The organism is Massilia soli, assembly GCF_016809835.1.
GTDB classification, from domain to species: Bacteria; Pseudomonadota; Gammaproteobacteria; order Burkholderiales; family Burkholderiaceae_D; genus Telluria_A; species Telluria_A soli.
On record NZ_JAFBIL020000001.1, the window covers coordinates 565,131 to 587,764 of the forward strand.

General features: G+C 65.4%; 23 protein-coding genes. 12 read left to right on the top strand and 11 right to left on the bottom strand.

All coding sequences use genetic code 11. The features are described 5' to 3' along the window. Window positions 1-50: 50 nt before the first annotated feature. The 9 genes from I4X03_RS02560 to I4X03_RS02600 all read right to left on the bottom strand — a co-directional run bounded on the left by I4X03_RS02560 (window position 51) and on the right by I4X03_RS02600 (window position 8,726). The gene (locus I4X03_RS02560; RefSeq protein WP_223465123.1) at window positions 51-2,084 is read right to left on the bottom strand and encodes an NADPH-dependent 2,4-dienoyl-CoA reductase; all 2,034 of its coding nucleotides are present in this window, start codon (window positions 2,082-2,084) and stop codon (window positions 51-53) included. Window positions 2,085-2,156: 72 nt separating this feature from the next. Then, window positions 2,157-2,609, bottom strand: a complete 453-nt coding sequence (locus I4X03_RS02565; protein WP_223465125.1) for a hypothetical protein — start codon at window positions 2,607-2,609, stop codon at window positions 2,157-2,159. 15 nt (window positions 2,610-2,624) lie between these two features. Beyond that, the gene (locus tag I4X03_RS02570) at window positions 2,625-3,083 is read right to left on the bottom strand and encodes a DUF2721 domain-containing protein (RefSeq protein WP_223465127.1); all 459 of its coding nucleotides are present in this window, start codon (window positions 3,081-3,083) and stop codon (window positions 2,625-2,627) included. A 70-nt stretch (window positions 3,084-3,153) separates the two neighbouring features. After that, window positions 3,154-4,110 (bottom strand): prolyl aminopeptidase, encoded by a 957-nt coding sequence (gene pip / locus I4X03_RS02575; protein WP_223465129.1) that lies wholly within the window; start codon window positions 4,108-4,110, stop codon window positions 3,154-3,156. Between the two features lie 38 nt (window positions 4,111-4,148). After that, the gene (locus I4X03_RS02580; RefSeq protein ID WP_223465131.1) at window positions 4,149-5,465 is read right to left on the bottom strand and encodes an amino acid deaminase; all 1,317 of its coding nucleotides are present in this window, start codon (window positions 5,463-5,465) and stop codon (window positions 4,149-4,151) included. A gap of 13 nt (window positions 5,466-5,478) precedes the next feature. Then, window positions 5,479-6,201 (bottom strand): AAA family ATPase, encoded by a 723-nt coding sequence (locus tag I4X03_RS02585; protein WP_223465133.1) that lies wholly within the window; start codon window positions 6,199-6,201, stop codon window positions 5,479-5,481. Beyond that, the gene (locus I4X03_RS02590) at window positions 6,198-6,629 is read right to left on the bottom strand and encodes a GNAT family N-acetyltransferase (protein WP_223465135.1); all 432 of its coding nucleotides are present in this window, start codon (window positions 6,627-6,629) and stop codon (window positions 6,198-6,200) included. Before I4X03_RS02590 ends, I4X03_RS02585 begins: the two co-directional genes overlap by 4 nt. Before the next feature lie 130 nt (window positions 6,630-6,759). Beyond that, window positions 6,760-7,500, bottom strand: coding sequence for an acetoacetyl-CoA reductase (phbB, locus tag I4X03_RS02595; RefSeq protein ID WP_223465139.1), 741 nt, complete (start codon window positions 7,498-7,500; stop codon window positions 6,760-6,762). Window positions 7,501-7,547: 47 nt separating this feature from the next. Beyond that, window positions 7,548-8,726, bottom strand: a complete 1,179-nt coding sequence (locus I4X03_RS02600; protein ID WP_223465140.1) for an acetyl-CoA C-acetyltransferase — start codon at window positions 8,724-8,726, stop codon at window positions 7,548-7,550. Window positions 8,727-9,042: 316 nt separating this feature from the next. Between I4X03_RS02600 and minC the strand changes: the two genes are divergently transcribed. The 3 genes from minC to minE are packed head-to-tail and all read left to right on the top strand — an operon-like array spanning window position 9,043 to window position 10,911. Next, window positions 9,043-9,816, top strand: coding sequence for a septum site-determining protein MinC (minC, locus tag I4X03_RS02605; RefSeq protein ID WP_223465148.1), 774 nt, complete (start codon window positions 9,043-9,045; stop codon window positions 9,814-9,816). A gap of 26 nt (window positions 9,817-9,842) precedes the next feature. Further along, entirely contained in the window at window positions 9,843-10,658 is an 816-nt protein-coding gene (gene minD / locus I4X03_RS02610) for a septum site-determining protein MinD (protein ID WP_223465150.1), read from the top strand. A gap of 1 nt (window position 10,659) precedes the next feature. Further along, on the top strand, window positions 10,660-10,911 hold the full coding sequence (gene minE / locus I4X03_RS02615; protein WP_131428221.1) for a cell division topological specificity factor MinE: 252 nt from the start codon (window positions 10,660-10,662) through the stop codon (window positions 10,909-10,911). Between the two features lie 54 nt (window positions 10,912-10,965). Here the strand turns inward: minE and I4X03_RS02620 are convergent, their stop codons facing one another. After that, a complete protein-coding gene (locus tag I4X03_RS02620) occupies window positions 10,966-11,484 on the bottom strand; it encodes a hypothetical protein (protein ID WP_223465151.1) in 519 nt (172 codons plus the stop codon). 244 nt (window positions 11,485-11,728) lie between these two features. Between I4X03_RS02620 and I4X03_RS02625 the strand changes: the two genes are divergently transcribed. From I4X03_RS02625 to I4X03_RS02665, 9 genes are all read left to right on the top strand, one after another. Then, window positions 11,729-12,418: a response regulator transcription factor gene (locus I4X03_RS02625; RefSeq protein ID WP_223465152.1), complete on the top strand. Its 690-nt coding sequence runs from the start codon at window positions 11,729-11,731 to the stop codon at window positions 12,416-12,418. Window positions 12,419-12,518: 100 nt separating this feature from the next. Further along, complete coding sequence (gene hemA / locus I4X03_RS02630) at window positions 12,519-13,793, top strand: glutamyl-tRNA reductase (protein WP_223465153.1); 1,275 nt, start codon at window positions 12,519-12,521, stop codon at window positions 13,791-13,793. Window positions 13,794-13,879: 86 nt separating this feature from the next. Next, window positions 13,880-14,956, top strand: a complete 1,077-nt coding sequence (prfA, locus tag I4X03_RS02635) for a peptide chain release factor 1 (protein WP_223465154.1) — start codon at window positions 13,880-13,882, stop codon at window positions 14,954-14,956. Window positions 14,957-15,055: 99 nt separating this feature from the next. Next, window positions 15,056-15,526: a disulfide bond formation protein B gene (locus tag I4X03_RS02640; protein WP_223465155.1), complete on the top strand. Its 471-nt coding sequence runs from the start codon at window positions 15,056-15,058 to the stop codon at window positions 15,524-15,526. Further along, window positions 15,526-16,350 (top strand): peptide chain release factor N(5)-glutamine methyltransferase, encoded by an 825-nt coding sequence (gene prmC / locus I4X03_RS02645; RefSeq protein WP_223465156.1) that lies wholly within the window; start codon window positions 15,526-15,528, stop codon window positions 16,348-16,350. Before I4X03_RS02640 ends, prmC begins: the two co-directional genes overlap by 1 nt. 149 nt (window positions 16,351-16,499) lie before the next feature. Further along, window positions 16,500-18,284, top strand: a complete 1,785-nt coding sequence (locus I4X03_RS02650; RefSeq protein ID WP_223465157.1) for a DUF885 domain-containing protein — start codon at window positions 16,500-16,502, stop codon at window positions 18,282-18,284. Window positions 18,285-18,388: 104 nt separating this feature from the next. After that, window positions 18,389-19,981, top strand: a complete 1,593-nt coding sequence (gene gshA / locus I4X03_RS02655; protein ID WP_223465159.1) for a glutamate--cysteine ligase — start codon at window positions 18,389-18,391, stop codon at window positions 19,979-19,981. Window positions 19,982-19,994: 13 nt separating this feature from the next. Next, window positions 19,995-21,038 carry a histone deacetylase family protein gene (locus I4X03_RS02660; protein ID WP_223465161.1) on the top strand — a complete coding sequence of 348 codons (1,044 nt, stop codon included), beginning with the start codon at window positions 19,995-19,997 and terminating at the stop codon, window positions 21,036-21,038. A 21-nt stretch (window positions 21,039-21,059) separates the two neighbouring features. Continuing rightward, window positions 21,060-21,512: a GNAT family N-acetyltransferase gene (locus I4X03_RS02665; protein ID WP_223465164.1), complete on the top strand. Its 453-nt coding sequence runs from the start codon at window positions 21,060-21,062 to the stop codon at window positions 21,510-21,512. Here I4X03_RS02665 and I4X03_RS02670 read toward each other — a convergent pair. After that, on the bottom strand, window positions 21,487-22,557 hold the full coding sequence (locus I4X03_RS02670; protein WP_223465174.1) for a PEP-CTERM sorting domain-containing protein: 1,071 nt from the start codon (window positions 22,555-22,557) through the stop codon (window positions 21,487-21,489). The genes I4X03_RS02665 and I4X03_RS02670 overlap by 26 nt on opposite strands. Window positions 22,558-22,634 lie beyond the last annotated feature (77 nt).

A 22,634-nucleotide genomic window follows, 5' to 3' on the forward strand; every position in this document is an offset into this window, starting at 1 on the left:
TGAACATCGTCGGTGGCGATGGATGGGTTCCCGCCTGCGCGGGAACGACGTCATAGCTTCGCCGCGACCTCGGCGCCTTCCCTGATCGCGCGCTTGGCATCGAGCTCCGCCGCCAGCGCAGCGCCGCCAATCTTGTGGAACCGCGGCCCGCCCTGCGTGCCATCCGGCGGCATCAGCTCGGTCAGGCTGTCCTGCCCCGCGCAGATCACCACGTTGTCCACCTCGATCAGCTGCTGCACGCCGCCCACGGTCACATGCAGGCCCTGGTCATCGATGCGGTCGTACTGCACGCCCGCCATCATCACCACGCCATTGCGCGCCAGCGTGGCGCGATGCACCCAGCCCGAGGTCTTGCCCAGGCCCGCGCCCAGCTTCGACGCCTTGCGCTGCATGAGGTACACCTTGCGCGCCGGTTCCGCCTCGACCGGCTTCACCAGCCCGCCCGCGCTGGTCGCGTTCAGGTCGACGCCCCACTCCCCGGTCCATGCAGGGATCGGCACCGGCAGCGGATGCGACATGTCGTGCACCAGGTACTCGCCCACATCGAAGCCGATCCCGCCCGCGCCGATGATCGCCACGCGCTTGCCCACCGGCGCCTTTTTCTGCAGCACGTCGATATACGACAGCACGCTCTTGTGGCCAATGCCGTCGATCGCCGGCATGCGCACCTTGATGCCGGTAGCGACAATCACCTCGTCGAAGCCCGCCGCCACCAGCTCATCGCGCGACACGCGCTGGCCCAGCCGCAGCTTCACGCCCGTCAGTTCGATCTGCCGTCCGAAGTAGCGGATGGTCTCGGCGAATTCTTCCTTGCCAGGGATCTGCATCGCGATGCGGAACTGGCCGCCGATGCTGTCGCTGGAATCGAACAGCGTGACGTCATGCCCGCGCCCTGCCGCCACTGTGGCGGCCGACAGCCCCGCAGGGCCGGCGCCAACCACGGCGACCTTGCGCACCGCACTGGCCTTGGAATACACCAGCTCCGTCTCGTAGCAGGCGCGCGGATTGACCAGGCAGGTGGCGCGCTGGTTCGAGAAGGTATGGTCGAGGCAGGCCTGGTTGCAGCCGATGCAGGTGTTGATCTCGTCAGCGCGGCCTTGCGCGGCCTTCTGCACGAACAGCGGGTCGGCCAGGAACGGCCGCGCCATCGATACCATGTCGGCGTCGCCGCGCTCGATGATGTCGTTTGCCTCGAACGGCATGTTGATCCGGTTCGACGCCACCACCGGCACCTTCACTTCGCGCCGCAGCCTTCCGGCCACGCTGGCAAACGCCGCGCGCGGGACCGAGGTGACGATGGTCGGCACCCGCGCCTCGTGCCAGCCGATGCCGGTGTTGAGGATCGTGACGCCGGCCTGCTCCAGCGCCTTGGCAACCGTGACCACTTCGTCCCAGCTGTTGCCGCCGTCGACCAGGTCGAGCAGCGAGTGGCGGTACATGATGATGAAATCGGTGCCGACTTCCTGGCGGATGCGGGTGACGATGTCGATCGCCAGGCGCATGCGATTGTCGATGCTGCCGCCCCAGCGGTCGGTACGCAGGTTGGTGCGCGCGCACAGGAACTGGTTGAGCAGGTAGCCTTCGCTGCCCATCACCTCGACGCCGTCGTAGCCGGCCGTCTTTGCCAGCCTGGCGCAGCGGATGTAATCGCGGATGGTGGCTTCGATGCCCTCTTCGGTCAGCGCGCGCGGCTTGAATTTGGAGATTGGCGACTTGACGCTGGACGCCGATACCACGAACGGCTGGTAGCCATAGCGGCCCGAGTGCAGGATCTGCATCAGGATCTTGCCGCCCTCTTCGTGTACGGCTTTGGTCACGCGGCGATGGTTGAAGACGTCGCCGGCGAAGTTCATGGTGCCGCCGAACGGCAGCAGCCACCCCTGGCGGTTCGGCGAGATGCCGCCGGTGACGATCAATCCCACACCGCCGCGCGCGCGCTCGCGGTAAAACTCGGCCAGCTTGCCGTAGTTGTAGAAGCGGTCTTCCAGGCCCGTGTGCATCGAGCCCATGATGACGCGGTTGCGCAGCGTGGTGAAGCCGAGGTCGAGCGGGGCGAGCAGGTGCGGGTAGCTTGGATTGGTCATTGTTTTAAGTGGTTCGACGCCAATCCGCATTAGAACCCGAAACCTGTAGATGCCGGGTTCTAATCGCTGCCGTCAGGACGGATAGTAGTCCGGCCCGCGCAGCTCGGCGAAGCTTTCGATATTGCCGATACGGACCGTGACCGGATTCATGCTCATGTTCGGCGACATCGCGCGCCATGCGAACAGCCATTCCTGTTCGTTCGCTTCGGCGCTGGACTTGGTGAACGCGGCGCCAAGCGCGGCGCGCGCACCGTATTCGACGGCGCCATCGATGCCGGCCCAGTTGGGCAAGGTGCGCTGTACCGCGCGGTGCAGGCGCTCGCCGAATTCTTCGGTGTTGTGGATCACCAGGCAGCTGTCGGCGCCGAGTGCGTCGAACAGCGACTTGTCCCACGAACGGGAGAACGACAGGGTCAGGAAGCTGTTCGCGGAAACCAGCATGAACTCGCCTTCCTTGAGCGATTTTTCAAGTTCGGAGCGCAGCGAGTAGCGGTAAAGGGTCGGGGGACGTTTGTAATCGTGCATAGGTAAGTTGTGTGGTTAGGCGCCGTCCATGCGCTGGCGGCGCGGACGCCGGGCGGCGCTCGCGCGCATCGCTTTGGAGGCGATAAAAATTTCACGCAGCAGGGCTGTGAAGCTGCCGATCAGGGCGACCATCGCCACCACGAACAGACCCGCGATGTAGCGGTCCAGCGGCAGGTTGGTGGTATCGCCAAGGAACAGCAGCGCGATCAGCAGGCAGATCATGAAGCCGCAGGTGGTGCTGAGCGTGATCGAGTAGTTGATCAGGTGGGCGCGCCGGTCAAGCGTGTCGAGTTCGTCCATGTAGGGGTCATGGGCGGCGATCTCGAGACGGTCTTCCAGCACCCGCGAGCGGTCGATGATGCGCGCCAGCCGGTTGGTCAGCACCATCAGCATGGTGCAGACGCCGGTGAGCAGGAATACCGGTGCAATTGCCAGCTGGATGACGTGGCCTATATCGCTGATCTGAATATTCATGGGTCTGGCGCGGTTGTTTTTATCGGGCTTGTTGGCGCTAGTGTATCAGGCGCCCGGGGCCCACAGGGCCTTACCCGAAGCTGCCGCTCCGCTTGAACTGCTCGGTGGCGGCCACCAGCGCCTTGGCGATGCCAGCCTCCAGCGCGCCGTGGCCGGCGTCAGGAATCATGCGCAGGCGCGAGCCCGGCCACGCCTGGTGCAGTCGGTAGGCCGACAGCGGCGGGCAGATCACGTCGTAGCGGCCCTGCACGATCACCGACGGCAGGTGCGCGATCCGGCCGACATTCTTCACCAGCTGGTCGTCGCTGAAAAAGCCCAGGTTGGCCATGTAATGCGATTCCAGCCGGCCCACGCCCAGGTCGAGGGTGTCGGACGACGGCTCTTCGTCCTGCGGCAGCAGGAACACGCGGCGGCCCTCGTAGCGGCTCCATGCGCGCGCGGCCGGCCAGTAGACCTCGGGGTCGCTACTGAGCATGCGCTGGGTGTAGGCGGTGAGCAGGTCCGCGCGCTCGGCTTCTGGAATCGGCGCTACGAATTCGTCGTACAGCTCCGGGTAGAACCAGCGCACGCCATTGAGGAAGAAGTCGATTTCGGATGCGGTGCACAGGAAGATGCCGCGCAAGATGAAGCCCAGGCAGCGCTCGGGATGGGCTTCGCCGTAGGCCAGCGCCAGCGTCGAGCCCCAGGAGCCGCCAAATACCAGCCATTTGTCGATGCCGAATTTGACGCGCAGCGTTTCGATGTCCTCGACCAGCAGTCCGGTGGTATTGCTGCGCCACTCGCCCAGCGGTGTCGATTTGCCCGCGCCGCGCTGGTCGAACAGGATGACGCGGTAGTACTTCGGGTCGAAGAAGCGGCGATGCTGGGGCGACAGGCCCGCGCCGGGGCCTCCGTGCAGGAACACCACCGGCACGCCGTCGGGATTGCCGACCTCCTCCCAGTAGATCGTGTGCAGCTCGTCGACTTCAAGCATGCCTTGCCGCGTCGGCAGAATCGGCGGGAACAGGGAGGTAGGAATCGCAGGCATGGTCGGTCGTATCGTGGTCGATGGCAGATTGTAGCGCACTAGAAAAACGTGTTGAGCGCGTGACGCACATTGTATGCGTCGTCCACCGCCAGCATGAGCGGCCACTTGTCGAAGGTCGTGCAGGGATGCGAGATGCCGCAGCCAACCAGGTCGCCGACCAACAGCGAGTCGGACAAGGGGCTGCCGTCCGGTAGCTGCAGGTAAGCGTGCTGGTCGTTCATCTTGACAATGCTGCAGCCTTGCGGCAGCGCGGTAGGCGCGCCGGGACCCGGCCGGTGCGTGAACAGCGGCACCGGAAGGTCGACATCGTACGACGCGTCGCGCTTGCCCATCGTGAGGATGGCCAGCTGCGGCTCGGGGCGCGACTGCACCATGCTCCACACTTCCAGCGCCGGCAGCAGGCCCGCTCCCCGCGCTTCGCGTTCGTCGAGTTTGCCGATCAGACGCTGGTAGGAGCCGTGGTCGCTGGTCAGGTAACAGCCGCTGCGCAGCACCGGCCGCACCGGGCGAGACAGGCCGCGCATGCCGTTGAAGCCGCGTGCGACCAGGTCGAAATAGGCGGAGCCGCCTGCCGAAACAAGGATCTCCGCGCCGTCGAACAGGCCTTCGGCATCGGCGTCGCGGGCCAGCTGGGCGATGCGCCCGACAAAGGTTTCGACCGCGCGCACGTCGGCTTCGGGATCGTTCGAGACCAGCAAACCTTCATAGCCTTCGATGCCCGCCAGCCGCAGCCCGGGCGTCGTGGCGACGGCGCGCGCGACTGCCATCACTTCGTCGGCGCTGCGGCATCCGGCACGTTTGCCGGGCAGGCCAAGTTCGACCAGCAGCGGGAGCGGGTGCGCCAGCGGCAATGCCGCCACCGCCTCGCCCAGCCGCGCCACGCCGGCCAGCGAGTCGACCAGCGCGACCAGTTCGAAGTCAGGGTCGCCGCGCAGCAGCTGCAGCACGCTGTTGATATCGGCCCTGGCGACCAGCTGGTTTGCCAGCAGCACGCGGCGCACGCCGAAGCGATGCGCCACCTGCACCTGGACCGCGGTGGCCAGCGTGATGCCCCACGCGCCGTTGGCCAGCTGGGCGCCGAACAGCTGCGGGCTCATGGTGGTTTTACCGTGCGGCGCCAAGGTTGCGCCGTAGCGCTCGCAGAAGTCGCGCATCCACGCGAGGTTGTGCTGCAGGCTGGAGGTCTTGAGCACCGCGACCGGTAAGCTGGTATCGGCGCGCAGCACGTTCCAGCCCTGGACGCCGATCGCCCCCTGGCGCAGCGGTTCGGTGATCGGCAGGCCCTTGACGCCGGGATCGAGCATTTGCTCGTCGAGCGCCGACAGCGTCATGCCGCCGCGTTGGAGTGTGAACATGGTGTTACCTCGGTTAGCCGTCGCCCAGCAGTTGTTCGAGCCGGCGCGGATAATGGTTCAGGAAATCGCGGGTGATCGCGAAGTGTTCGGTGTCCTCGTAGGCCCGCTCGCTGATGCCAGCGTCGTCGAAGTGCAGGATTTTAGCACCCGGGTAGGCCAGCAAAATCGGCGAGTGCGTGGCGATGATGAACTGGCATTCCTGGCTTACCAGCTGGTGCATGGCCGACAGCGCCGCCAGCTGGCGCGCCGGCGACAGCGCCGCTTCCGGTTCGTCGAACAGGTACAGGCCGTTCTTGCGCAGGCCGAGGATCACTTCCATGAAGGCTTCGCCGTGCGACCGGCTATGCAGGGAACGCGCGTCGCCCGGCTGCCTTCCGTAGACGTCATCGAGGTAGCTGAAGACCCCGAACAGGCTCTCCGCGCGCAGGAAGTAAGTCGCATCGGGCTTCTTGTAGCTGCGGATGAATTTCAGGTGGCGCTGCAGCGGCGACACTTCCTGCTGCTGGCGATTGACGTTGCGGCTGCCGCCTTCCGCAGGCATTCCCATGCCGACCGCGATCGCCTCCAGCACGGTCGACTTGCCGCTGCCGTTCTCGCCGACGAGAAAAGTGACGTCGGCATGCAGGGTGAGTTTGCCGAGCCGCCGCAACGAGGGAATCGAGAACGGGTATGCCGAATAGTCGATGTCCGCTTCGGGAGCGAGCACGACCTCGCGCAGGTAGGGCCTGGCATTCACGCGCGCTCCAGCATGAAGCAGGCTTCGGCGTCGCCCTCGCGATGGCTGCGCCGCCAGCCCAGGGCCGTATAGAAGCGGTCGGCGCGGGTGTCCGGGCCGGTGCTCAGAACGACCTTCGCATGTCCATGCTCGAACAGATAGCCGGTGGCCAGCGCCAGCAGCTGCTTGCCGATGCCTGCGCCTTCGTGCTTCGGATCGACGAACAGCGCCCAGATCGAGCCGGCGTCGCGCTCCGCGTACGCAAAACCGGCGATGACGCCATCGCGTTCGCACACCCAGCCGCGGCCCAGCGCGTCGAGGTAGTCCTGGTACATCTCCAGCGTGACGCGCGACGGGTCGCGCAGCCGGTTCTCATGCACGGCAAGGCGGATCGCCGACATTGCCGGGATGTCGGCGGTGCAGGCAAGGCGGTAGGTGGTGGTTGGCATGGATCGAGGTCTGGGAACAACACAGTCTCAAAACGTCATTCCCGCGAAGGCGGGAATCCATACCGCCTGTACTGCGCGCCAGCATGGATTCCCGCCTGCGCGGGAATGACGGTGCTTCATTTGCTGCGTCTTAGGACATGTGCTGGCCGCCGTTGATGGCGATGTTGGCACCGGTGACAAACGCCGCCTCGTCCGACGCCAGGTAAGCCACCAGGCCGGCGACTTCTTCCGGCTTGCCCAGGCGCGCCATCGGGATCTGCGGGATGATCTTGGTTTCCAGGACTTCCTTCGGAATCTCGGTCACCATCTTGGTGCCGATGTAGCCCGGCGAGATGGTGTTGACGGTGACGCCCTTGCGCGCCACTTCCAGCGCCAGCGCCTTGGTGAAGCCGTGCATGCCTGCCTTGGCCGCCGAGTAGTTGGTCTGGCCGAACGCGCCCTTCGATGCATTGACCGACGAGATGTTGATGATGCGGCCCCAGCCCCGCTCCACCATGCCGTCGCACACCGGCTTGGTCATGTTGAATACCGAGTCGAGGTTGGTCGACATCACGGCGTCCCAGTTCGGCTTGTCCATCTTCTTGAAGGTCATGTCGCGGGTGATGCCGGCGTTATTGACCAGCACATCGATCGGACCCACTTCCTTCTCGACCTTCGCCACGCAGGCCTGCGCCGAATCGTAGTCGGCCACGTCGCACTCGTAGGACTTGAAGTCATAGCCCATGTCTTTGGTGGAGGCGAGCCAGGAATCGACCTTCTTGTTCCCAGGGGAATAGGTCGTCACGACGCGGTAGCCCAATGCAGCCAGCTTGAAGCAGACCGCTTCACCCAGACCGCCCATACCACCCGTTACCAATGCAACTCTAGCCATGTGTCTTCTCCAATTTTTTTAAGTGATTGCGAACTGCTCTTTGACCGTCAATCGCGCTCGATGGCCAGGGCGACGCCCATGCCGCCGCCGATGCACAGGCTGGCCAGGCCACGCTTGGCGTCGCGGCGCGCCATTTCGTGCAGCAGGGTGACCAGGATGCGCGCGCCCGACGCACCGATCGGGTGGCCGATGGCGATGGCGCCGCCGTTGACGTTGATCTTGCTCGTGTCCCAGCCCATCTCACGATTGACTGCGATTGCCTGGGCGGCAAACGCTTCGTTAATTTCCATCAGGTCCAGGTCCTGGTGGGTCCAGCCGGCCTTTTTCAGGCACAGCGTCGATGCCGATACCGGGCCGATGCCCATGATCTCGGGCGCCACGCCGGACGAGGCGTAGGCCTTGATGCGCGCCAGCGGGGTCAGTCCCAGCTCGCGCGCCTTCGATGCGCTCATCATGATCACGGCGGCGGCGCCGTCGTTGATGCCGGACGCGTTACCTGCGGTGACGGTGCCAGCCTTGTCGAACGCCGGGCGCAGCCCGGCCAGCGATTCGAGCGTCGAGCCATGCTTGGGATACTCGTCGGTATCGAACATGATCGCGCCCTTCTTCGACGGGATTTCAAGCGGGATGATTTCGTCCTTGAACTTGCCTTCCTTTTGCGCCGCTTCGGCCTTGAGCTGCGACTGCAGCGCGAACTCGTCCTGCTCGGCGCGCGATACCTCGTATTTTTTCGCGACGTTTTCGGCGGTGACGCCCATGTGGTACTGGTTATAGACGTCCCACAGGCCGTCGACGATCATGGTGTCGATCAGCTTGGCGTCGCCCATGCGGAAACCGTCGCGCGAGTTGTTCAGCACGTGCGGCGAGGCGCTCATGTTTTCCTGGCCGCCGGCGATGACGATGCTGGCGTCGCCGCAGCGGATCGCCTGGGTCGCCAGGTGGGTCGCCTTCAGGCCGCTGCCGCACACCTTGTTGATGGTGTAGGCCGGGACCATGGTCGGGACGCCGCCCTTGATGGCGGCCTGGCGCGCCGGATTCTGGCCGACGCCGGCGGTAAGCACCTGGCCGAGGATCACTTCGCTGATGGTGGCCGGGTCGATGCCGGTCCTGGCCAGCAGGCTGCGAATGACGTGGGCGCCCAGCTCCGCAGCAGGGATCTTGGATAGCGTGCCGCCAAACTTGCCGACTGCGGTTCGGCCGGCGGCCACGATTACGACGTCTTCCATGTGATTCTCCGATGTTCCGGCCGGGGCCGAAGGGTTTCAGGGCGTAGCGGCCCAGGCGGCAAAGTCATCTATCCTAATCAGCTGACCCGGTACGCGTTTGAGCAAAATCAATCTTATCAGCTAATTCACAAAAATCCACCCTTTGGCGCCAGATCGGAGGCCGATCGCCGGGACGCGGCGGCCGCGACCGGCACGCGCGACTTGTCGCATGCTCCCCTTCCGGCAAATTTCACAGTAGAATGCACGGGCCCTGCATCCGCAAGGCCTAGTTGCCGTCAGGAACGACCGCTCGCGCCGAACCCCCAACCAGACACTTATGCTCAAAAGCCCGTCCCAACTGCCCATCGAAATCAAGATTTCCACCGTCGTCGCGATCTCGACGATCCTGCACTCGGCCGAGCCGCTGGCGATCGATGCCGCCCTGAAGCAGATGACGGGCGGCGTGTCCGACTTCTTCGAAGATGAATTCGCGGTGATCGACGTTGGCGCGATCGCCGCCGACGTGCCGTACATCGACTGGGCCATGCTGGTCGACGTGCTGAAAAAATACCGCCTCAACGCGGTCGCCGTGCGCGGCGCAACCCCGGCCATGTTTGACGCGATCCGCGCGCGCGGCCTGTCGATCGACGACGGCAGCGGCGGCGCGAAGCCGCGCGCAGAAGCCGCGCCGGCCGCCCAGCCGGCCGCTCCAGCACCAGCACCAGCCCCCGCGGCGCCGCAAGCGGCGCCGGCGGCAATGCCGGTCGGCGCCATGATCGTCGATACCCCGGTGCGCGCCGGCCAGCGCGTGTATGCGCGCGGCTGCGACCTGATCATTACCGCTGCCGTCAACAATGGCGCCGAAGTCATCGCCGACGGCAGCATCCACGTGTACGCCGCCTTGCACGGGCGTGCCCTCGCCGGCGCGTCCGGCAATGCAGACGCGCGCATCTTCGCGCTGTCGATGCAGCCGGAACTGGTCTCCATCGCCGGGGTGTACCGCACCTTCGACGACGGCTTCCCGGCCGATCTGGCGCTGCGGCCTGCACAAATCCGTTTGCACGGAGACCGACTGGATATACTATCGCTCAGTTCGGCCACCCGCGCCTGAAAACCAGATACTGAAAAGGACTTTCTGTGGCAAGAATTATTGTTGTGACGTCCGGCAAAGGTGGCGTCGGTAAGACCACTTCCAGCGCCAGCTTTTCCACCGGGCTGGCCATGCGTGGCCACAAGACCGCCGTGCTCGACTTCGACGTCGGCCTGCGGAACCTCGACCTCATCATGGGCTGCGAGCGGCGCGTGGTGTATGACCTGATCAACGTCATCAATGGCGAAGCGACGCTGAACCAGGCGATGATCAAGGACAAGCACTGCGACAACCTGTTCATCCTGCCGGCCTCGCAGACGCGCGACAAGGACGCCCTGTCCGAAGAAGGCGTCGAGCGCGTGCTCAACGACCTGATCAACATGGGCTTCGAATACATCATCTGCGATTCGCCCGCCGGCATCGAGCACGGCGCGCTGATGGCGCTGACGTTTGCCGATGAAGCGATCATCGTGACCAACCCGGAAGTGTCGTCGGTGCGCGATTCCGACCGCATCCTCGGTATCATCCAGGCCAAGTCGCGCCGCGCGCAAACCGGCGCCGAGCCGGTCAAGGAACACTTGCTGATCACGCGCTACTCGCCGAAGCGGGTCGAAGCCGACGAGATGCTGTCGTACCAGGACGTGCAGGAAATCCTGCGCATCCCGCTGATCGGCATCATTCCGGAATCGGAGTCGGTGCTGCACGCGTCGAACCAGGGCAACCCGGCGATTCACTTCAAGGGTACCGACGTTGCCGAAGCGTACGAAGATGTGATTTCACGCTTCCTCGGCGAAGACTTGCCGCTGCGTTTCACCAGCTATGAAAAGCCAGGCTTCCTGCAGCGTATCTTTGGGACGAAGTGATATGGCCCTGCTCTCATTCCTGTTCCCTTCGAAGCCGAAGAGCGCAACCGCCGCCAAGGAACGGTTGCAGATCATCATCGCGCGTGAACGCACCAACCGCACCGGACCGGACTTCCTGCCGGCGCTGCACCGCGAGCTGATCGAAGTGATCTCGAAATACACCAAGGTCAACGCCGACGACATCAAGATTTCCCTGGATCGCCAGGGCAACCTTGAAGTGCTCGACGTCAACGTGGTGCTGCCGGATACCTGACCGGCCCCTGCCGGCCACGCCTCAACAGCGTGGCCGGTTTTCCATCTGGCCCGGTTACATCGCCGGCGCCGGCGCCGGCTGCGAACCGGACAGTTCGCGCGCGACGTTGGCGCAAGCCTCGACGTGCTTGTAGCCAAGGTGGCGGAACACGGCAAAACCAATGCCCGCCGCGGCAATCGACCCGGCAATCGGCACGAACTTGGTGGCCGACTTGGCCGCCGAACGCATGCCCATCCGCTTGAACACGCCCAGCAGCAGCTCGCGCGACACGATTTTTCCCACCAACATACCGCCAATACCGACCGCCGCCTTGTACGCGATCAGCTTGTGGCTGGGCTGCAAGCGGTCGATCTGCTCCGGCGTCAGGCCGAACGAGGTATTGACATCGTCGACCAGCTTGGCGAACATCGACAGGTCGGACACCACATCGATGCCCGGGATCGGCAAGGCGGACACACCGGCCGCCATCATCGCTTTCCTGCGCACCATCTGGCGGCAGCGCTCGCGTACGTCGCTGATGTCCTGGGTACTGACGGGGATGGCTCCCCACTGCGTCGCTTCGGCGCTCATCATGTTCGCTCTCCCTCACCAAAAGTTTCTGTAAAGATTTATAGATATTGATATCGCTGTTTATGCAGTGTACCTTGTTATAAATTTACTACGGTGCACGGCTGGCAGCGGCGTGCGCTTGTGATGAGAAGCAACAAAAATGTCTCATCTGCGACTTAATTGTAAAAGCCTGTTATATTTCGAGTAACTATTCTTTAATTAAATGTAGGATGCATCCTACAATAACGATTTACGCCACACTTCCATTATGAGAATCGCAGTCCTCGACAACGACCGCAGCCAGGCCGATCTGATATGCCAGGTGCTGACGGCTGCCGGCCACTCCTGCCAGTCGTACGACAGCGGCAAGGAGATGCTCGCGCATTTGCGCAAGGACAGCACCGACATGGTGATTCTCGACTGGCAGGTGGCTGACATGGGCGCAGTCGACGTGGTGCGGCGCGCGCGTGAAAAGATGCCGGCCCACACCCCGATCATGTTCATGACCAGCAGCTCGGGCGAAGACGACATCGTCGCCGGCGTCGGCGCCGGCGCCAGTGATTACATGATCAAGCCGCTGCGCCGCGGCGAGCTGGTGGCGCGCGTGCAAGCGATGCTGCGGCGCGCCTACCCGGCCCAGAATGGCGCCGAGATGCTGCAGTTCGGCCCTTACGTGTTCGAGACCCGCCCCGGCCGCCTGATGATGGACGGTTCGGTCATCGACGTCACGCACAAGGAGTTCTACCTGGCCTTGCTGTTCTTCCGCAACATCGGTCGTCCGCTGTCGCGCGCCTTCATCCATGAAGCGGTCTGGATCCGCGAAACCGACGTGCCATCGCGCACCATGGACACCCACGTTTCGCGCGTACGCAACAAGTTGCAGCTCAAGCCGGAGAACGGTTTCCGCCTGGTGCCGGTGTATAGCTACGGCTACCGCCTCGAAAAACTGGGCGCTTGAGCGCCCCGGCGTTTCCATCCTGCCAAGAAGCGGGCCTTGCCGCTGTAGGACAAGACCGGGCAAGGTATAATCGCGGTACTCCACCGCACAATGTAAAGACATGCAACTCCTCGCCGTCGGCCTGAACCACACCACCGCACCGGTCTCGCTTCGCGAGCAGCTGGCGCTGGCGCCTGACCAGCTCGGTCAGGCGGTGCAGGCTGCGCGCGGCTGGTTTGCCAAGATCGACTCGCGCGGGGCCGACGAAGCGGCCATCCTCTCGACCTGCAACCGCACCGAGATGTACGCGGCCAGCCACGTACCCGACCCGCTCGACGCCAGCGCCCATTTCCTGGCCAGCTACCACCGCCTGCCGTTTGCCGAACTGCGTCCGCACCTGTACATGCTGCCGCAGGGCCAGGCCGTGCGCCATGCGTTCCGGGTCGCGTCAGGCCTCGATTCGATGGTGCTGGGCGAGCCGCAAATCCTCGGCCAGATGAAAGACGCGGTGCGCCACGCCGATGAAGCGGGCGGCCTGGGCACCTATCTGCACCAGCTGTTCCAGCGCAGCTTCTCGGTCGCCAAGGAAGTACGCAGCACCACCGAAATCGGCGCCCACAGCGTGTCGATGGCCGCCGCCGCGGTACGCCTGTCGCAGCGCATCTTCGACAAGGTCTCCGACCAGAACGTGCTGTTCATCGGCGCCGGCGAAATGATCGAACTGTGCGCCACCCATTTCGCGGCGCAGAACCCGAAAAGCATCACCATCGCCAATCGCACCATGCAGCGCGGCGAAGCGCTGGCGCACCGATTCAACGGCCGCGCGATCGCCCTGTCGGCGCTGCCCGAACAGCTGCCGCAGTTCGACATCGTCATCTCGTGCACCGCATCGACGCTGCCGCTGATCGGCCTCGGGCTGGTCGAACGCGCACTCAAGGCGCGCCGCCACAAGCCGATGTTCATGGTCGACCTGGCGGTGCCGCGCGATATCGAAGAAGAGGTCGGCCGCCTCGACGACGCCTTCCTGTACACCGTCGACGATCTCGGCCAGGTGGTGCAGACCGGACTCGAAAGTCGCCAGGCCGCCGTATCGCAGGCCGAAGCCATCATCGAAACGCGGGTCCAGTCGTTCATGCACTGGATGGACGACCGCGCCGTGGTCCCGGTCATCCAGGACCTGCAGGAAAACAGCGAAGCGATGCGCCTGTTCGAAGTCGAACGCGCGCGCAAGATGCTGGCGCGCGGCGACGATGTCGAGGCCGTGCTCGAAGCGCTGTCGAAAGGCCTGACCGCCAAGTTCCTGCACGGCCCGCAGCAGGCGCTTCACCGCGCCCAGGGCGACGAGCGCGCCAAGCTGGCATCGCTGCTGCCGCAGCTGTTCCGCGGCCGCCGTTAGCGACCCGGCCTCTCCGCGCCGCTCGCATGCGGCGCCCGCACCGGCGCGCGATCCGCGCATCTCCCACACCTCATTAGAACAGCCCTATGAAACCATCGATGCTGGCCAAGCTGGACCAACTGGCCAACCGCCTTGTGGAACTGGACGAACTCCTGATGCACCAGGAAGCCACGTCGAACATGGACACCTACCGCAAGATGACGCGCGAGCACGCCGAAATCGGACCGCTGGTGGCGCTTTACAAGGACTTCCAGGCGGCCCAGGCCGACATCGCCGAAGCCCACGAGATGCTGCAAGACCCGGACATGAAGGACTTCGCGCAGGAAGAGATCGAAGCCGGCAAGGCGCGCGTCGCCGCGCTCGAACTGGACCTGCAGAAGATGCTGCTGCCGAAGGACGTCAACGACGAACGCAACATCTTCCTCGAGATCCGCGCCGGTACCGGCGGCGACGAATCGGCGCTGTTCGCCGGCGACTTGCTGCGCATGTACACCCGCTTCGCCGAGCGCAATCGCTGGCAGGTCGAGATGGTGTCCGAGTCGCCGTCCGACCTGGGCGGCTATCGCGAAGTCATCGTGCGCCTGGTCGGCAACGGCGCCTACTCGAAACTCAAGTTCGAATCGGGCGGCCACCGCGTGCAGCGCGTGCCTGCCACCGAAACCCAGGGCCGCATCCACACCTCGGCCTGCACGGTGGCGGTGATGCCCGAAGCCGACGAGGTCGAGGATGTGAATATCAATCCGGCCGACCTGCGCATCGATACCTACCGCGCCTCCGGCGCGGGCGGACAGCACATCAACAAGACCGATTCGGCGGTGCGCATCACCCACCTGCCGACCGGGATCGTGGTGGAATGCCAGGATGACCGCAGCCAGCACAAGAACAAGGCCTCGGCGCTGAAGGTGCTGGCCGCGCGCATCAAGGACGTGCAGCTGCGCGAGCAGCAGTCGAAGGAAGCGGCCACCCGCAAGAGCCTGATCGGGTCGGGCGACCGCAGCGAGCGTATCCGCACCTACAACTTCCCGCAGGGGCGCATGACCGACCACCGCATCAACCTGACCCTGTACAAGCTCGATTTCATCATGGACGGCGACCTGGCCGACCTGACCAACGCGCTGGCCTCCGAACACCAGGCCGAGCTGCTGGCGGCGCTGGGCGATTAAGCCAGCGATAAGTTTGCTCAGCAATAATCTGTAAAATCACCGTCGTCGCTGCCGCGCAAGCGGGAACGACGTCACTCTTATCATTCACTGGACGAGACGATGCCCAACAACCGCACCCTGCTCCTGGCCGTGGCCGCAACCTGCTTCGCACTGGTCGGCGCCGCCCTCTACCTGCAGCACGCCAAGGACATGATGCCGTGCCCGCTGTGCGTCATCCAGCGCTACGCCTACCTGGCAGCGGGCATCTTCAGCCTGGTGGCGGCGTTCGCCAACCAGCAGAGGATCTGGACCGCGGTGGCGGCGCTCGCCGCGCTGACCGGCGCGGGCTACGTGGCGAACCACCTGTACGTGCTGGCCAACCCTGGCTTCTCGTGCGGCATCGACCCGATGGAGACGATGCTCAACAAGATCCCGACGGCTGAATACATGCCATGGCTGTTCCGCGCCGAGGGCCTGTGCGGCGACGCCACCGACACCCTGTTCGGCCTGTCGATCCCGCAGTGGTCGGCGCTCGGATTTGCCGTCGTCACCATCGCCCTGCTGTTCGCGCTGCTGCGCCGCAGCCGCTGATGGAGTTCCAGGCCGGGGCCACGGTCGCGGCGCTGCAGTCGGGGCTGCCGCTTGAACCGCTGGAGAACCGTATCCTGCTGTGCCACGCGCTCGGCCTGACGCGGGTCGGCCTGATAACCCAGTCCGAACGCGCGATCACGCAAGCGGAAGCGGACGCCCTTGGCGCGCTGGTGGCGCGGCGCCTGCACGGCGAGCCGATCGCCTACATCGTCGGGCGCCGCGAGTTCTTCGGACTCGACTTCCTGGTGACCGGCGCCGTGCTGATTCCCCGCCCCGATACCGAACTGCTGGTCGAACTGGCGCTCGAACGCCTGGCGCCGCAGGGCCGGGTGCTCGACATGGGCACCGGCAGCGGCGCCATCGCTGTCGCGCTGGCGCACACGCGCCGCGATGCCCAGGTCACCGCCCTCGATGTCAGTCCCGCCGCCCTCGATGTCGCGCGCCAGAATGCCGTCACCCACGGCGCGCGGGTGCGGCTGGTGCAGAGCGACTGGTTTGGCGCGATCGAGGGTGAGCGCTTCGACATGGTGGTATCGAATCCGCCGTATATCGCCAGCGGCGACGACCACCTGTCGCAGGGCGATTTGCGCTTCGAGCCCGCCGGCGCGCTGACCGACCACGCCGACGGCCTGTCGGCGCTGCGCACCATCGTCAAGGGCGCGCCGGCCCACCTTGAAGCCGGCGGCTGGCTGCTGATGGAACACGGCTACGACCAGGCGCAGCAGGTGCGCGACCTGCTTACGGCGCACGGCTATGACGAGGTGGCGAGCTGGCGCGACCTGGCCGGCATCGAACGCGTCACGGGCGGCCGACGGGCAGCTTGACGCCATGGCTACCGGCAGGACGGACCAGCGCGAAGCGCGCCTGCGCCGAAGTGGCCAGAACAGCGATCGCGCAATTCAGGTAGCGGCTAGGCGCGCTCCCCGCGATGAGCGCCTTTGCTAAAATGGCTACCCACCCAAGGGAGCCTTGCATGCGCAAACTGATGGCCATCTGTGTTTTGTCCTTGTTGCCGCTGGTGGCCGGGGCGGTCGACACGGCTGAACAGCAGGTGCGTACGCTGCTGAGCGCCGACTGGCAATGGCGCCTGCAGACCCGTCCCGAATACGCCACCGCGATCGGCGAGCACCGTTTCAACCATACCTTGTCCGATACTTCGCTGGCCGCCAGCCGCGCCGCCCTGCTGCATCACCGCAGCGTGCTGCTGCAGGCGCGCGCCATCGCCGCCGAGCGCCTGCCGGCCCAGGACCGGCTGTCGCTCGAACTGTTCATCCACGAGCAGGAGGAAACCCTCAGGCTGCTGGCCCTGTACCCCTGGCAGCTGCTGCCGATCTCGAACCAGGACGGCCTGCATATCCGCTTTGGCCAGATGGTTGCGCAGATGCCGTTCGCCTCGGAAAACGACTACCGCAATTACCTCGCGCGCCTCGACGCCGTCCCGGCCCATGTCGACGGCCTGGTCGAACAGATGCGCGAGGCGGTGGTCACCGGCTGGGTGGCGCCGAAGACCACGGTGGCGGCGGTGCCGGCGATGCTGCGGGCGATGCGCGAATCGATCGAGAGCGGCGCACTGGCAGCGCCTTTCAACAGCATCCCCGCCACCATCACGCCTGCGGCCCGCGAAGAGTTCGCGCAGGCCGGGCCGGCCGCACTGCGCACGAAAGTCGCGCCGGCGCTGCAAACCCTGGAAGATTTCATCCGCAACGAGTACCTGCCGGCCGCGCGCGACTCGATCGCCGCTTCCGCGCTGCCCGACGACGCCTACTACACGCTGCTGGCGGCGCAGCACACCGGCGGCACCCAGACACCGGCCGAGATTCACGCGCTGGGCCTGCGCGAGGTCGAGCGCATCCGCGCCCTGATACGGGCAGTAATTCCGCGCACCGGGTTCAAAGGCTCGTTCGCCCAGTTCTCTTCCTTCGTCAACAGCGACAGGCGCATGTTCTACACACGGCCGGACAAGCTGCTGGCGCGCTACCGCCGCGTGGTCAGCCGCGCCAATGCGCAGCTTCCGCGCCTGTTCCTGACCCTGCCTTCCGAAGACCTGGTGATCAAGCCGGCGGCGCGCGAGAACGGCGAATCCGTCGGCGCCGCCTATTACGAAGAAGGCAGCGCCAGGCGGCCGGCCGGGCTGGTGGTGAACACGGCGCGCCTGGATGCCCGTCCGATCTGGGAGGTGGACGCGCTGGCGCTGCACGAAGGCGTCCCGGGCCATCATCTGCAGGTCGCGCGCGCGCACCAGCTGGCGGGCCTGCCGGCGTTTCGCCGCCACGCCTGGTATCCGGCTTTCGGCGAGGGCTGGGCGCTGTACGCCGAGTCGCTCGGTTACGAGATGGGCTTCTACAAGGATGCGTTTTCGGCCTTCGGACAGCTTAACTCCGAGCTGCTGCGCGCCGCGCGCATGGTGGCCGACACCGGTATCCACGCCATGGGATGGACGCGCCAGCAAGCCATCGACTACCTGAACGCCAACACCGCCAACGCGCTTGCCGATAATGAAATCGAGGTTGACCGCTATATCGCGCAGCCGGCCAGGGCGCTGTCGTACAAGGCCGGACAGTTGCGCATCCAGGCGCTGCGTTCGCGCGCGCAGATGGTGCTGGGCGAGCGTTTCGACGTGCGCGCGTTCCACGAAGCGGTGCTCGCTAACGGACCGTTGCCGCTGCCGATCCTCGAACGCCAGGTCGGCCGCTGGATTGATGAAACGCTGGAGGCGGCGCCGCTCCCGGCGCCGCCGCGGGCGGTCAATGGGAGCTGAAAACAAGCTGCGACAGCAAAATGGGAAGGCGGCAAACGCAGTCTCCGGTTTTCGGTTAATCTCTGCACAACTTACAACTTAGCAGTAGAAGAAAGGGATCCCACGTGTCCAATCAACTAAGCCGCCGCCTGGCACTCCTCGACGACGACGAGCACCGTTCCCTGCTCGGCCAGGGCCTGCGCGGCATCGAACGCGAAACGCTGCGCGTCGACCCGCGCGGCAACCTCGCGGCGACGATGCACCCGGTGGCGCTGGGATCGGCCCTGACCCACCCGCAGATCACCACCGACTACGCCGAAGCGCTGCTGGAGTTCATCACCCCGGCCGAACACGATATCGCCACCACCTTGCACCAGCTCGACGCGATCCACCGCTTCGCTTACCAGCACATGGGCGACGAGATGCTGTGGAGCGAATCGATGCCGTGCGAGCTGCCGGCTGAAGAAGACATCCAGATCGCCTACTACGGCACCTCGAACATCGGCATGCTCAAGCACGTCTACCGGCGCGGCCTGGCGCTGCGCTACGGCAAGGCGATGCAGTGCATCGCCGGCATCCACTACAACTACTCGCTGCCTGAAAAATTCTGGCAGCTGCTGTTGTCCAGCGAAGGCGTCCCTGAAGAACGCCGCCGCCCGCTGCGCGACTTCCAGTCGGAAGGCTACATCGCCACGATCCGCAACTTCCGCCGCTACAGCTGGCTGCTGATGTACCTGTTCGGCGCGTCGCCGGCGCTGTCGAAGGGCTTCCTGCGCGGCCGCCCGAACGATCTCGAGACGCTGTCCGGCGATACCCTGTACCTGCCCTACGCGACCAGCCTGCGCATGAGCGACCTGGGTTACCAGAACGCCGCGCAATCGGGACTGACGCCGCACGAGAATTCGCTGGAAAGCTATGTCACCACCCTGATGGACGCGGTCAACCGCCCGTATCCGGCCTACCAGGAGCTGGGCACCAAGAGGGACGGCGAATGGATCCAGCTGTCGACCAACGTGCTGCAGATCGAGAACGAATACTATTCGACGATCCGTCCGAAGCGCGTGATCCGCACCGGCGAGCGTCCGGTGCAGGCGCTGTGCCGGCGCGGCGTCCAGTACATCGAAGTGCGCTGCCTCGATGTCGACCCGTTCGAACCGGTCGGCATCAGCGTCGAAACCGGCCGCTTCCTCGACGCCTTCCTGCTGTTCTGCGCGATGGACGACAGCCCGGTGATCGACAGCGTCGAAAGCCAGGTCCATGCGCGCAACTTCGCGCGCACCGTCAAGGAGGGCCGCAAGCCGGGCCTGACCCTGACCCGCGGCGGCGACGAGATCGCGCTGCAGGACTGGGCGCGCGAACTGATCGAGCGTATCCGCCCGGTGGCGAAACTGCTCGACGAGCAGCACAACGAGGCCGGCGTGCATGCGGCATCGCTGGCGGTGCAGGAAGCGAAGATCGCCAACCCTGACCTCACGCCATCGGCACGGGTGCTGCAAGAAGTGCGCGCGCTGGGTTCCAGCGCCGCCTTCGGCCTGCGCCAGAGCGAGCTGCACGCCGCCTATTTCCGCGAAAGCCCGCTCATGCCGGCCGAGGAAGCGATGTTCGCCGAGATGGCCGCGGCCTCGCTGGCCGAGCAGGCCCGCATCGAGCGTGAAGAGACCGGCAGCTTCGACGACTTCGTCGCCGCCTACAACAGCAGCACCCTGTGCGGCGAATAAGCGAAAGTCCTGCGTGCTCGCCTTCTATAACGAACACCACGGCCAGCATCGCGGCCGCGTCGAGATTTACCGCGGCGAGATGGTGCCCTGCTTTGAGAAGCCGGAACGTGCCGACCTGGTGGTAGCCGAGTTCGCGCGGCGCGGCCTGGGCCAGATCGTCACGCCGCGCGGCGTGTCGCTGGCGTCGCTGGAGCGCATCCACACGCCGCGCTACCTGCACTTCCTGCGCAACGCCTGGAACGACTGGCTCGCGCTCGATCCGGCCAATGCCGGCAAGGACGCTTTCCCATCCGTGTGGCCGGTGCGCAGCCTGCGCGACGACATCGAACCGGACAACTTCAGCGCCCGCATGGGCTTGTACTCGATGGACAGCGGCACGCCGCTCACCGCCGGCACCTGGATCGCCGCCAAGACGGGCGCCGACTGCGCCGTCAACGCGGCCCATGCGCTGCGCCTTGGCGAAAAAGGCACCTTCGCGTTAACCCGACCGCCCGGCCACCACGCCGGCGCCGACTTCTTCGGCGGCTACTGCTTCCTGAACAACGCCGCGCTGGCGGCCCAGCACCTGCTTGACGACGGCGCCAGGAAAGTCGCCATCCTCGACATCGACTACCATCACGGCAACGGCACGCAGAGCATTTTCTATCGCCGCGACGACGTGCTGTTCGTGTCGATCCACGGCGACCCGCGCACCGAATTTCCGTTCTACCTTGGCCATGCCGACGAAACCGGCGACGGCGCGGGCCTCGGCTACAACATGAACCTGCCGCTGGCGCGCGGCGCCACGCCGGCGCAATGGTTCGCCGCGCTGGAAACGGCCTGCATCCGCATCGCCAGCTACGCGCCCGACGCGCTGGTGGTGTCGCTGGGCGTCGATACCTGGGCCGGCGACCCGATCTCGAGCTTCACCCTGCAAAGCGCCGATTTCCTGCGCATCGGCGAACGCATCGGCTACCTTGGCCTGCCGGCCGCGTTCGTGTTTGAAGGCGGCTACGCGGTCGATGAAATCGGCGTCAATGTCGTCAACGTGCTCGAAGGTTTCGAGACCGCCGCTTAAAGTTTTCAAAGGATTTTCCGCATGACCGAATGGCAGTGGAGCAGCTTCGCTGATCTCCCCAACACCGACCTGTACGAATTGCTGGCCCAGCGCCAGAACGTGTTCGTGCTTGAGCAACAATGCCTGTACCCGGACCTGGACGGCTACGACCAGGATGCCTGGCACTTGCTGGGCTGGAAAATCATCGACGGCAAGCGCCAGCTGGCCGCCAGCCTGCGCGTGATCGCGCCCGGCGTGAAATACACCGAAATGTCGATCGGGCGCGTGTTGTCGACCAGCGTTGCCCGCGGAACCGGGGTCGGCCGCGAGCTGCTGGTGGAAGGCATCGCGCGCGCCGAGCAGCTGTATCCGGGCCACCGCCTGCGCATTGGCGCCCAGCAGTACCTGGAAGCGTTCTACGCCAGCTTTGGCTTCAGGACCGTGTCAGCGCCTTACGACGAAGACGGCATCATGCACGTCGAGATGCTGCGCTAGAGCGGCGCAGCGCCAGCAGGCCGAGGCCGCCCAGCACCAGCAGCATCGAGGCCGGCTCCGGCACCTGCGGCACCACGTCCAGCAGCACCGCCTGGCAATTGTCGCCCAGGCAGCCAAACGCGGCGATCTGGCCCAGGTCGTTGATGCCGCGCGCCTCGTACAGCACCCAGCCCGAGGCCGGATCGATCAGCGAGTTCAGGTCGGTCATGGCGCCGCCGCTGTACAGGAAGGCGCGGGTGTCGAAGTCGCCTTCCAGGCCGGAGCTGCCCACCACCTGCCCCAGCGCATTGATGCCATAGCCGAAACTGCGCCCGCCGCCAAGCGTGCCGAGGTCGATCATCATGCCGTCGACGTACAGGAACGCGTGCTCGACGCTGCCCTCGGTGTACGCATAGCCGGTCACCTGGCCAGACTCGTTGATGGCGGCGGCGCTGCTCTGGCGTCCGCCAAGCGTTCCCAGGCTGCGCATCGTCCCGTTTTCGAAGATGAACGCGTTGACGGTGGAGACAGGCTCGTTATCGATCGACGATTCTCCCACCACCTGCCCGGCATTGTTGATGCCGGCGGCCAGCGCGAAATCGCCGCCCAGCGTGCCGATGTCGCGCATCTCGCCGCCGGAATAGAGAAATCCGCGAAACTCGCCGGCAGCATTGTTGGCCTGCCCGACCATGTGCCCGCTGGCATTGACGCCAAGGCCGAAGCTGCTGGCGCCGCCGAGCGTGCCGGGGAACCCCGTGCCGGAGCCGTTGCGCAGGAATGCGCGGCTGGACTCGCCGGAAAAGGTATACCCCGCCACCAGGCCATTGCTGCTGACGGCGCGCGCGCTGCTGGCGCCGGCCACGCCTAGGTCGGTGAGCACGCCGCCGGTCCAGCTGAAGGCGCTGCCGGCGCCAAACTCGCCGACCACCTGGCCGGCGTTATTGATCGCGTGCGCGTAGGTCGACGCCGGCAAGGCCGTGATGGAATACAAGGGAGCGGCCCGGGCCGCTGGAGCCGACAACACGAGCGCCGCGAGCAGGGCTGTAATGTTTGCTTTGAGGAACATAGGGATTCCTTTCGATTGGAATCCCAAGCATGCTGGCGCGCAGACCGCGATGGTCTGCGCCAGATCAGACGCGCGCT